The sequence below is a fragment of the Arthrobacter sp. Bi26 genome (assembly GCF_918697925.1).
Taxonomy (GTDB): Bacteria; Actinomycetota; Actinomycetes; order Actinomycetales; family Micrococcaceae; genus Arthrobacter.
In genome coordinates this window covers 25,859-36,839 of the sequence record NZ_CAKKMF010000051.1, presented here as the reverse complement: position 1 = coordinate 36,839, position 10,981 = coordinate 25,859, and the positions used below count along the sequence as shown (strand labels likewise).

Here is a 10,981-nt window from a genome sequence, read left to right as displayed (position 1 = left end):
AGACACCACCGGCTCAAACACGGCTCCGCCTGGCAACCCACCCGGGCCGGCAAGGACCACCCGCCGGGCTGGATTTCACCGTCCGGCCGGCACTACCCCAGCGAGCACCAGGACTGGGAACCGCCCCGCTGGCCACGCAATATCCCGGCCGCAGACACGCTCCCGGACCGCAGCCTGCCCACGGGTCCAGGACTTCGTCCGGACCCGGCATTCATCGGGCACCCCGGCCAGGAACCCGGCCAGGAAACCGGCCGGGATCCCGGCCAAGGTCCCGAACCGGACCTGCCCCCGGACCCCTTCCCGGAATGGCACCAATTCACCGCCGCGCACCCACTACCGTCGGTGGACACGGACGATCCGGGCTGGTCAGCACCCCTCGACGACCCGATCCGGGAATGCGTCGTGTATCAATCCGCCTGACCGACCAGTTGCGTGCCGGTTCAGTGCGGTAATCGAACTTCTTTGGTGGCCCGCAGCCCTGCCGCTGACAATCGCCCTCGCCTGCGGACAAGAGCTGCCGGGCGACTTTCACAACCGATGAACGGAAGCCCTATGGGGCCGACGCGGGGCCCGTGGGCACTCTTGAGTGAGACGTGGATCACGTCGACTCATCCAGGGAATTCACCCGGAACAGTCACGCACGAAAGAAGGACAACGATGTCTGCCGCCACCACAGAACTATCGCCCGTAGCAGAGTCTCCCTCCGGGCCGGCCGAACTGCCCCCATACTCCCATGACCTCGCGTGGCCGGATGGCATGGCACCGTTCAAGGTCGTCGACGACGGAACGCAGGGGGACCCATACGCGCACTACGCATGGATGCGCGACAACGCCCCGGTCCTCCGGGCCGCCTCACCGGTATCGGATGTCTGGTTCATCACCCGCTACGACGACGTGCGCAAAGCCATGCGCGCCCCCAAGGTCTTCTCCTCCCAGGTCGTGGACCCGGTGCCGCTGACCTTTCTGACCTTGTTCGATGCCCCGAACCACACCCGGCTGCGCCAGGTCGTTGCGCAGGCCTTCACCCCCAAGGCGATCGCCCGCTTCGAGGAACGGGTCCGCGAGAACGCCCACAAGTATCTGGACCCGATGATCGCGGCCGGCGGCGGCGACGCCGTCGACGATTACGCGATCCCGCTGAGCATGTCCACCATCAGTGCCCTGCTGGACGTCCCGGCGTCGGACTTCGAGAAGATGAAGTTCTGGTCCGACGAGACCTTCAGCTACTTCGGCCGGTTGGCCCGCAACGCGCAAGGCACGGGCACCGACGAACAGAGCACTTTCGAGTTCTTCGCGTATTTGAAAGACACCATGGAGCGCCTCTACGTGGAGGGAAACGAGTCCGTGGGCGGCCACATCGCCCGGATGTGGAAGGACGGCCTGCTCAGCGAGAAGGAAGCCAAGGAACTCTGCGCCTTCGTCTTCGTTGCCGGCCACGACACCACCACCATCCTGCTGGCCAACGCATTCCGGGTCTTCAGCGAACAGCCCGAACTGCTGGACCGGATCCGGCAGAACCCCGCCGATGCGAACCTGTTCGTCGAGGAACTGGCACGCTTCCGCGGAACGGTGCAGCGCGCCAGCCGGATCACAACCGAAGACGTCGAGGTCGCCGGCGTGTGCATCCCTGCCGGCGCCATCGTCCGGCTGCTGCCGGCCGCCGCGAACCGCGACAGCGCCAAGTACCCCGACGGCGAGACCTTCAACATCGACCGCAACACCGACGGCCACCTCGGCTTCGGCCACGGTGTGCACAGCTGCCTCGGCGCCCCGCTGGCCAGACTGGAAACCGTGGTGACTGTGGAACTCCTCGCCTCAAAGCTTGGCTCCCTGACCCTCAACAAGGACAAACCGATCGAATACGTCCGGGGCAACAACCTGACCAACTCAGGCCCGGAACACCTCTACGTGGAGCTGGAGATCTTCAATGCCTAGTCAGCAGCCCACAGAGAACCACCTGAATCCAATCATCATCGTTGGCGCCGGCCACTCCGGTGTCGCGGTGGCCGCAGGACTGCGCACCCGCGGCTGGGACGGGGACATCCTGCTGCTCGAAGCCGAAAAGGAGACGCCCTACGAACGCCCTCCACTATCCAAAGAGCTCCTGAAGGCAGGCGCCCCGGATGAGTCCACCGTGCTGCGCAAAGAGAAGTTCTACCAGGACAAACGCATTGGCCGGCGGGCAGGGCTCGCTGTCGACGCCATCGACCCCGCCGGCCGGACCGTCCAGCTGTCCGACGGCAGCCGCCTGGGCTACCATCGCCTCGTCATAGCCACCGGTTCGCGCGCCAGGTCCCTGACGGTCCCCGGGGCCCGCCTTCCCGGAGTGCAGGCCCTGCGGACCCGGGATGACGCCCTTGAACTCAAGCTGGCGCTCGTCCCAGGCGCCCGGGTTGCCATCATCGGCGCCGGTTACATCGGGCTGGAAGTCGCGGCCGCCGCTTCCGCCAAGGGCTGCGGGGTCACCGTACTCGAATTCCAGGACCGCGTGATGAGCCGTGTGACCTCCGAACCCGTATCCCGCTTCTTCGAGCAACTTCACGAGCAAAACGGCGTCCGGTTCGTCTTCGGTGCAGCGGTCACCGCCATCGAAGGGGTCGATCGGGCCGAGCGGGTCGTCACCGCCGACGGCACCTCCTACCCGGCCGACGTCGTCCTCGCCGGCATCGGCGTTGTGCCCAACCAGGAACTCGCCGCTGACGCCGGACTTCTCTGCCAGGACGGCATCCTCGTGGACGGGCATGGGCGGACCTCCGTTCCGGACATCTATGCCACGGGTGACGTCACTCGCTTCACCAGCACTATCGACGGCACCAGCCAGCGCCTCGAATGCATCCAGAACGCGATGGCGCAGGCTGACCAGGTGGCCGCGGACATCACCGGGCAGGACGCCGCGGAGACGGAAATCCCGTGGTTCTGGACAGTACAGCACGGTGTCCGGCTACAGACGGCCGGGGTCCGCCGCGCCGATGACGAGGTGATCGTGCGAGGCGCCCCGGCTGACGGCAAGTTCTCGGTTGTCTATCTCCGGGACGGGTGCCTCGCCGCCGTCGACACCATCGCAGGCCTGGCTGACTTCCGGCCGGCCAAGAAACTGATAGCCCAGAAAGCGCGGATTGACCCGTTGCTCGCCGCCGATCCCGGCACTCCACTGACCGCCGCTGTGTTCGCAGCTGCCTGAAAACTAAGGAACCACCATGAGCAACAACAAACTCACCGTCATCGACCGCGAGGGGTCCACGCACGACCTCGAATGGGAGCCGGACCAGACATTGATGGAGGCCCTCCGCGACAACGACCTCCCGGTCCTGGCATCCTGCGGCGGCACGGCCTCCTGTGCCACATGCCACGTCTTCCTGGAAAAGGAGGTCTTTGACACCCTGGCCGAACGCAGCGAGGACGAACTCGAGTTGCTGGCCGAGGCCGAGGGCTACCAGGAATGCGGCTCCAGGCTCTCCTGCCAGCTCGACTTCAGCCAGGACCTCGACGGCGTCACCGTCACTCTGGCGCCGGAAGAGTAGCCGCCGCTTCCGGCAGCCGGATAGCGAGGAGGCCGTCGTTCCATCTGCATACATTGGGGGATGGAACGGCGGCCGTTCCTACGCCGCCGGGTCGGTCACCAGGATCCGCACCGAGCACAGCTCCGCGGCAGCTTTCTTCAGGACCGCTGCGCGCGGATCCGGGACGTCCAGGAACGCGAGCCGTGCCAGGCCGGCGTAGCGTTTCAGGGCGGGTTCGGCGAGCACCTGGTCCGCCAGCGTCCGGTCGCCGCCCGCCGCGAGGTATTCGACCCGGTGCCCCGCGAAGATCCTTCCGGCGTGCTCGGCGACGGCTTCCACGAGGGCATCTGCCTGGTTGGCGCGCCGCCGGGCAAACCGCTGCTGGGACCAGCCGCCGGCGGCCGTCCGGGACTGGACGTGGCGGGTGCCGGTCTTGGACGCCAGCACGGCGCCGGCGCTGACCACAGCCACCGAATATCCGCCGCGCCGGACCAGTACGGCGCCGATGCTCCGGGGTTGCCCGGCCAGCGAGGCCAGCCGCGAAAGGGCGTCCTGGCCGCTCCCGGGCCGGCCGTCCACGGGCCAAGGCGCCCGCAGCACTGCCACGGCGCCGTCCGCGGCGCGCAGCTGCAAGCCGGCGTCGAGCTCCTCCTCCACCAGTGCGCCATGGCTCGCGGCGAAGCGGTCCACCCAGCCAGGCAGCCGGCCGCCGGAGACGAAGGCCACACGGGTCTCGGGGCTGGGCATGGCAGGTTCTCCGTTGCGGGGGCGATGGTGACAAGGCGGGCAGGAACTAGAAGTAGCCTATCTATGTGGATGATCTCTTTGGCGCAGGGCGGGACAACGCCGACGGAAGCGACGACCTCGGCGTAGCCGACGGTGCTGCCGACGGCGGCGCGGACGATTCCGGCCAAGCCCGGAGCCGAGCCCGGTCTGGCGCCGGGTCAGCCTCGCCGCGGAGCCCGCTCGCCGTCCGGATGCGGCCGCGCACCCTCGATGACGTCGTTGGCCAGCAGCACCTGCTCGGCCAGGGCTCCCCGCTGCGCCAGCTGGCCGCCGGCTCCGATGCGACCGGCCCTGCGGGCCCGAGTTCGGTGATTCTCTGGGGTCCTCCCGGCACCGGCAAGACCACCCTTGCCCACGTCATTGCCAAGGGTCCCGGCCGGAAATTCGTCGAGCTCTCCGCCATCACCGCCGGCGTCAAGGACGTCCGCCGCGTGATGGATGAGGCCCTGACCGCGCGCGACCTCTTCAAGACCACCACCGTCCTCTTTCTCGATGAGATCCACCGCTTCAACAAGGCCCAGCAGGACGCGCTGCTTCCCGGCGTCGAGAACCGCTGGGTGGTGCTGGTGGCGGCCACCACCGAAAACCCGTCGTTCTCCGTTGTGTCCCCGCTGCTGTCCCGCTCGCTGCTGCTGACCCTGAAACCTCTCACCGACGCCGACGTCGAGGCGCTGCTGCAGCGGGCCGTTTCGGATGTCCGCGGACTGAACGGGAAGGCCGAACTCAGCGCCGACGCACTGGCGCACCTTGTCCGGCTCTCCGGCGGCGACGCCCGCCGCGCCCTGACTGCCCTGGAAGCGGCCGCCGGCGTCGCGTTCGGAGACGCGGATGACATCGACGCAGTTGATACCGGCACGGTCGCAGTTGATACCGGCACAGTCGCAGCCGATACCGGCACAGACTCCCGCGCAGGAACGGCGGAGCCCGTCACGATCCAGCTGCGGCACACGGAGCGGGCCCTGGATGTCGCCTCCGTCCGCTACGACCGGGCCGGGGACCAGCATTACGACGTCGCCAGCGCGTTCATCAAGTCGATCAGGGGCTCCGACGTCGACGCCGCCCTGCACTATCTCGCCCGGATGCTGGAGGCCGGTGAGGACCCCCGGTTCGTGGCGCGCCGGATCGTGATCTCCGCAGCCGAGGACGTCGGCATGGCGGACCCGACGGCGCTGCAGACCGCCGTCGCGGCGGCCCAGGCCGTGCAGCTGATCGGCATGCCGGAAGGCCGCATCATCCTCGCCGAGGCCGTGGTGCATCTGGCCACCGCGCCGAAGTCCAACGCCGCGTACATGGGGATCAACCAGGCGATCGCTGACGTCCGGGCCGGGCTCGGGAACGGCATCCCGGCCCACCTGCGCGATGCCCACTACCCCGGCTCAAAGCAATTGGGTCATGGCAAGGGCTACAAGTACGCCCACGATGCCCCGCATGCCGTGGCCACCCAGCAGTACCCGCCGGACGACCTCGTCGGTCGCAACTATTACGAGCCCACCGCCAACGGAGCCGAACGCGACATCGCCACCCGGCTCGAGCGGCTTCGGAGGATCATCCGCGGCACGTGACCGGCCTGTGACCAGCGGCTGGTCCGCCGCGGCCTGCAGCGCCGGAATCCGCCGTTGACATGGGGCCCAAGAGGTCTAACGTGGAATTACGTCAGCATTGATCTGCTGGCCGTCCGTGCGGCGCAGGGGACAGCGCGTTCACATCGCCGGCTCTCGCTATCCGGACCCCGGAACGGCAGCCGACTTCGCTCCATTCCAGGTCATCCAGCGCGAGCGTCCCCGCCCCGTCCCCAGGTAGTGTCCCATGAGTATCAACTTCGTTACAGCCATGGCAGTGAAATCCTTCGATGTGCCGGACAAGAAACGGTGCCCGGACAAGGCCGAATTCGACCTCTGCACAGTGAACGACTACTCGGTGGCCCGACTGATCCTGGGCCCGGGCTGGCGGTGGTCGGAAAACACCCGGCCCTATGAGCACACCGACGTCTGCCTGCACCACCATCTCGGTTTCTGCATTTCCGGAGAAATGGAAGTCGAAACGGCCGAAGGGCTGCACTCCACGATTCACGCCAACGACACCTACGCGATTCCGCCAGGTCACGACGAATGGGTGGTGGGCCCGAAACCGTTCGTGGCCGTGGAATTCCTCGGTGCGGCGTCCTTCGGGCGCAGCGGTGCCCGGGGCGTGCACGCCCGGATCTGACTTCGGTCCATCGGCCGGATCTGGTAGGCTGGTTCGTTGTCTGGCAAGGCACGGACGCACAATCCATTGAAACTTCGCATTTGATGAGGGTTGCCCTGTGCCCAGTAGCAAAAGGCAGCGGTTGGCCGATGCTCTCCATCGTGGAGGCCAGTAACACTGACACACCGCAGATATTGGAAGGACACAAGTGGCTAACAACACTCGTGCTCGCCGTACCGCACGCCTTTCGCGTGCACTCGGCATCGCTCTGACCCCCAAGGCCGCCAAGTACATGGAGCGCCGCCCGTACGGCCCCGGTGAGCATGGCCGTGCCCGCAAGAAGCAGGACTCCGACTACGCCGTACGTCTGCGCGAAAAGCAGCGTCTGCGCGCCCAGTACGGCATCCGCGAAGCCCAGATGACCCGTGCCTTCGAAGAAGCACGCCGCACCAAGGGCCTGACCGGTGAAAACCTGATCGAACTGCTCGAAATGCGTCTCGACGCCCTCGTTCTGCGTGCCGGCTTCGCCCGCACCATCGCCCAGGCCCGCCAGCTGGTTGTGCACCGCCACATCCTCGTTGACGGCATCCGCGTTGACCGCCCGTCTTTCCGCGTCGGCGAGGGCCAGCTGGTCCACGTCCACAGCCGCAGCGAGACCATGCCTCCGTTCCAGGTTGCAGCAGCCGGCGCTCACCGCGACGTCCTGCCGATCGTTCCGGCGTACCTGGACGTCAAGCTTGACGCCCTGCAGGCCCGCCTGGTGCGCCGCCCGAAGCGTTCCGAGATCCCCGTGACCTGCGAAGAGCAGCTCGTCGTGGAATTCTACGCACGCTAATTCCAAAGGCACCACCTACAAAGAAGCCCGTGGCAAGCGCCGCGGGCTTCTTTGTATGTAAGGTACTTGGGGGAGTTCCCCGGGAGCCGGTTCTGACCGCCGGCTGAAACCGTCGGAACCCGACGCAACAAGCAGGTATCCACTGCAGTTCAAGGAGATGAGTGTCTATGTCTGGTGGCGATATTGCCGGCCTGATCGCGGCTGGAGTGTTTGCACTGCTGGTCCTGCTGCTCGCCGTGCCGATCCTGAAGCTCGGGGGAGTGTTCGATGAAGTGCGGACCTCCATCCGCTCTATCAGCGACGGCGCCACCCCGCTCATGGACGAAGTCACTGCCACGGTGACCACCACCAACGAGCAGCTGAAGAAGGTTGATGGCATCGCCTCCAACGTCTCGGACGCCTCCGCCAACATCTCGGCGCTGTCCTCGCTCATGGCCGCCACTGTCGGCTCGCCGCTGATCAAGGTGGCCGCCTTCAGCTACGGCGTGCGCTCCGCCTTCTCCACCCGTAAAAAGACCGCCACCGGCCGGCGCAGCCGCTAAGCCTCCAGGAGAACCTGACATGAACAGAATCATCTGGATGGGAATCGGCGTCGCGATCGGCGTCATCGCCTTCCGCAAGGTCACCGAAGCCCAGTCCGCACTCGGCCCCGAGGGCCTGAACCGGGCAGTGGGACGGCTGGCTGACGGCCTGTTCGACTTTGCCGACGCCGTCCGCGAAGGCATGGGCGAGCGGGAGGCCGAACTCCGCTCGGCCCTCGGCATCGAGACGGCAACGGATATTGCTGCCGGCGGCGCCGTCGCCCGCCGGGATGCGGTCCGGCGCTAGCCGGGAGAGAATTAGTAAGTAGGGTGCCCGTCACGGGCGCGCCGGCACCACCTAAAACGAGTCCCATATTGACGGGGCCCGGATCCGTGCCGGTCCTCAGCTTGTCCCGCTCAGCACAGACGCGGGCCACATAACGCAGTGAATATTGAAGGGTAAGAAATCAGCTCATGAAGTCGCAGGAGATCACCAAGCGCTGGATCGACTTTTTTGTCAGCAAGGGGCATACCGCCGTGCCCTCCGCCTCCCTGGTCTCCAGCGACCCCTCCCTGCTGTTCACCGTGGCCGGCATGGTCCCGTTCATCCCGTACCTGACGGCCCGTGAGGAGGCCCCCTACTCCCGGGCCACCAGCGTGCAGAAGTGCATCCGGACCGGTGACATCGAGGAAGTGGGCAAGACTGCCCGCCACGGCACCTTCTTCCAGATGTGCGGCAACTTCTCCTTTGGCGACTACTTCAAGGAAGACGCCATCAAGTTCGCATGGGAGCTCCTCACCACCGGCGTGGACGACGGCGGGTACGGACTGCCGCCGGAGAAGCTCTGGGTCACCGTCTACGAGGAGGACGACGAGGCCGAGCAGCTGTGGCTGAAGAACACCGGCATGCCGGCCGAGCGGATCCAGCGGATGGGCAAGGCCGATAACTACTGGTCCACCGGCCAGCCCGGCCCGGCCGGTCCCTGCTCGGAGATCTACTACGACCGCGGCCCCTCCTACGGCGTCGAGGGCGGCCCCATCGCCGATGAAAACCGCTACGTCGAGATCTGGAACCTCGTGTTCATGCAGTACCAGATTGACAACGTCCGCTCCAAGGTGGATTTCGACATCACAGGTGAGCTGCCCAAGAAGAACATCGACACGGGCCTCGGCATGGAGCGGCTCGCGATGATCCTCCAGGACGTCGAGAACATGTACGAGACCGACCAGGTCCGTCCCGTGATCGACCGCGCTGCGGCCCTTTCCGGCCGGGAGTACACCTCGGCGGAGTCCGCCGAGGACCCGCACCACACCGACGATGTCCGCATGCGCGTCGTTGCCGACCACATCCGCTCGGCCCTCATGCTGATCGCCGACGGCGTCACCCCCTCCAACGAAGGCCGCGGCTATGTGCTGCGGCGCCTGATCCGGCGCGCCGTGCGCTCCATGCGCCTGCTCGGCGTCGAGAAGGCCTGCCTGCCCGAGCTGCTGCCGGCCTCGCGGGACGCCATGAAGGGCGTTTACCCGATCGTGGAGACCGACTTCGAGCGCATCAGTCGGATCGCCTATGCCGAAGAGAAGGCCTTCCTGCGCACCATCGCCTCCGGCACCGCCCGGCTCGAGGACGCGGTCAAGGAGTCCAAGGCCGCCAACCAGCCGCTCTCCGGCGCCGACGCCTTTGCCCTGCATGACACTTACGGCTTCCCGATCGACCTCACTCTGGAAATGGCTGAGGAAGCCGGGCTGAAAGTCGACGAGCCCGAGTTCCGCAAGCTCATGCTCGAACAGCGCCAGCGTGCCCAGGCCGATGCCAAGGGCAAGAAGGGTTCGCACGCTGACCTCAGCGCGTTCCAGGAGCTGCTGTCCGCCGGCGAGACCGTCTTCACCGGCTACACCGAACTCCAGGGCGAGTCCAAGGTCCGCGGCATCCTGTCCGGCGGCAGGAAAGTCGCCCAGGCCTCCACGGGCGACGAAATCGAACTGGTCCTGGCCGAGACGCCGTTCTACGCCGAGGCCGGCGGCCAGGCCGCCGACACCGGGCTGATCACCGGCGACGGCTTCGTCGTCGAGGTCCTGGACGTCCAGCGCCCCGTCAAGGGCCTGAGCGTGCACAAGGCGATTGTCCGCGAAGGCGAAATCGGGTCCGATTCGCTGGTTCAGGCCGCCGTGGACCGGGAACGCCGCCACGCCGCCGAGCAGGCCCACACGGGCACGCACATTGTGCACGCGGCCCTGCACCAGATCCTTGGCCCGGAGGCCCTGCAGCGCGGTTCCTTCAATAAGGCCGGCTACCTGCGCTTCGACTTCGCCTGGGGCGAGGGCCTGAGCGCCGCCACCCGGTCCGAGATCGAGGAAGTCTCCAACATCGCCATCCGCAACAACTTCCGGGTGGAAACTAAGATCATGGGGCTCGCCGAGGCCAAGGCGCTCGGCGCCATGGCGCTGTTCGGCGAGAACTACGGCAACGAGGTGCGGGTCGTGGAGATCGACGGCGCCTGGTCCCGCGAACTCTGCGGCGGCACCCACGTCGAGAACACCTCGCTGATCGGCAGCCTGTCCCTGCTCGGCGAACAGTCCGTCGGCTCGGGAAACCGCCGTGTCGAGGCCTTCGTGGGCATGGACGCCTTCCGGCACCTGGCCGCCGAGCGTGCCCTTGTCACCGAACTCACGGAAATGCTGAAAGTTCCCTCCGGGCTGCTCGCGGACCGTATTTCCAGCACTCTGACCAAGCTCAAGACGGCCGAAAAGGAACTCGAGCGGCTGCGCAAGGAGCAGCTCACGGCCGCCGCTGCCCAGCTGGTTGGCACCGCAAGGGACGCCGCCGGCGTCAAGGTCATTGCACACGACGCCGGCCAGGTCAGCGGCGCGGACGATCTGCGCGGCCTGGCCCTGGACCTGCGGACGCGTCTCGGTTCCGAGCCCGCCGCCGTCGCGGTGGCCGGTGTCAGCAACGACCGTCCCGTCATCCTGATCGCCACCAACGAAGCCGCCCGGGCAGCCGGAGTCAAGGCGGGCGCCCTGGTGCGTCTCGCCGCGGGCATCCTCGGCGGCGGCGGTGGCGGCAAGGACGACGTCGCCCAGGGCGGCGGCACGGACGCCGCCAAGGTTGGCGCTGCCCTCGGCGCCGTCGTGGACGCCATTACGCGGCGATAGCG

10 protein-coding genes and 1 pseudogene are annotated in these 10,981 nt (G+C 67.1%); 10 read left to right on the top strand and 1 reads right to left on the bottom strand.

Annotated features, from left to right (window positions below; genetic code table 11):
* The 4 genes and pseudogenes from LQV16_RS14380 to LQV16_RS14365 form a co-directional block, all read left to right on the top strand.
* Window positions 1-420, top strand: a pseudogene (locus LQV16_RS14380) (hypothetical protein); the annotation flags it as partial.
* 237 nt (window positions 421-657) lie between these two features.
* A complete protein-coding gene (locus LQV16_RS14375; protein ID WP_229994587.1) occupies window positions 658-1,935 on the top strand; it encodes a cytochrome P450 in 1,278 nt (425 codons plus the stop codon).
* Window positions 1,928-3,181 (top strand): FAD-dependent oxidoreductase, encoded by a 1,254-nt coding sequence (locus tag LQV16_RS14370; RefSeq protein ID WP_229994586.1) that lies wholly within the window; start codon window positions 1,928-1,930, stop codon window positions 3,179-3,181. Before LQV16_RS14375 ends, LQV16_RS14370 begins: the two co-directional genes overlap by 8 nt.
* Window positions 3,182-3,197: 16 nt before the next feature.
* Complete coding sequence (locus LQV16_RS14365; protein WP_229994585.1) at window positions 3,198-3,521, top strand: 2Fe-2S iron-sulfur cluster-binding protein; 324 nt, start codon at window positions 3,198-3,200, stop codon at window positions 3,519-3,521.
* Window positions 3,522-3,599: 78 nt separating this feature from the next.
* On the opposite strand, the gene LQV16_RS14360 is transcribed toward LQV16_RS14365, so the two are convergent.
* Window positions 3,600-4,247, bottom strand: coding sequence for an acVLRF1 family peptidyl-tRNA hydrolase (locus LQV16_RS14360; protein ID WP_229994584.1), 648 nt, complete (start codon window positions 4,245-4,247; stop codon window positions 3,600-3,602).
* Window positions 4,248-4,312: 65 nt separating this feature from the next.
* On the opposite strand from LQV16_RS14360, the gene LQV16_RS14355 reads away from it, so the two are divergent.
* The 6 genes from LQV16_RS14355 (at window position 4,313) to alaS (ending at window position 10,979) form a co-directional block, all read left to right on the top strand.
* Window positions 4,313-5,848: a replication-associated recombination protein A gene (locus LQV16_RS14355; protein ID WP_229994583.1), complete on the top strand. Its 1,536-nt coding sequence runs from the start codon at window positions 4,313-4,315 to the stop codon at window positions 5,846-5,848.
* Window positions 5,849-6,092: 244 nt separating this feature from the next.
* Window positions 6,093-6,491 (top strand): cupin, encoded by a 399-nt coding sequence (locus LQV16_RS14350; RefSeq protein WP_229994582.1) that lies wholly within the window; start codon window positions 6,093-6,095, stop codon window positions 6,489-6,491.
* Between the two features lie 187 nt (window positions 6,492-6,678).
* On the top strand, window positions 6,679-7,305 hold the full coding sequence (gene rpsD, locus LQV16_RS14345) for a 30S ribosomal protein S4 (protein WP_018773157.1): 627 nt from the start codon (window positions 6,679-6,681) through the stop codon (window positions 7,303-7,305).
* A gap of 167 nt (window positions 7,306-7,472) precedes the next feature.
* Window positions 7,473-7,847 carry a DUF948 domain-containing protein gene (locus LQV16_RS14340; RefSeq protein WP_229994591.1) on the top strand — a complete coding sequence of 125 codons (375 nt, stop codon included), beginning with the start codon at window positions 7,473-7,475 and terminating at the stop codon, window positions 7,845-7,847.
* 19 nt (window positions 7,848-7,866) lie between these two features.
* On the top strand, window positions 7,867-8,133 hold the full coding sequence (locus LQV16_RS14335; RefSeq protein ID WP_229994581.1) for a DUF6167 family protein: 267 nt from the start codon (window positions 7,867-7,869) through the stop codon (window positions 8,131-8,133).
* A 167-nt stretch (window positions 8,134-8,300) separates the two neighbouring features.
* Window positions 8,301-10,979 carry an alanine--tRNA ligase gene (gene alaS, locus LQV16_RS14330; RefSeq protein ID WP_229994580.1) on the top strand — a complete coding sequence of 893 codons (2,679 nt, stop codon included), beginning with the start codon at window positions 8,301-8,303 and terminating at the stop codon, window positions 10,977-10,979.
* The last annotated feature ends 2 nt before the right edge of the window (window positions 10,980-10,981 follow it).

Coding starts and splice junctions, on each gene's coding strand:
- LQV16_RS14370 (WP_229994586.1), top strand. CDS start 1,928: ATGCCTAGTCAGCAGCCCACAGAGAACCACCTGAATCCAATCATCATC.
- LQV16_RS14365 (WP_229994585.1), top strand. CDS start 3,198: ATGAGCAACAACAAACTCACCGTCATCGACCGCGAGGGGTCCACGCAC.
- LQV16_RS14335 (WP_229994581.1), top strand. CDS start 7,867: ATGAACAGAATCATCTGGATGGGAATCGGCGTCGCGATCGGCGTCATC.
- alaS (WP_229994580.1), top strand. CDS start 8,301: ATGAAGTCGCAGGAGATCACCAAGCGCTGGATCGACTTTTTTGTCAGC.
- LQV16_RS14350 (WP_229994582.1), top strand. CDS start 6,093: ATGAGTATCAACTTCGTTACAGCCATGGCAGTGAAATCCTTCGATGTG.
- LQV16_RS14340 (WP_229994591.1), top strand. CDS start 7,473: ATGTCTGGTGGCGATATTGCCGGCCTGATCGCGGCTGGAGTGTTTGCA.
- LQV16_RS14375 (WP_229994587.1), top strand. CDS start 658: ATGTCTGCCGCCACCACAGAACTATCGCCCGTAGCAGAGTCTCCCTCC.
- LQV16_RS14360 (WP_229994584.1), bottom strand. CDS start 4,247: ATGCCCAGCCCCGAGACCCGTGTGGCCTTCGTCTCCGGCGGCCGGCTG.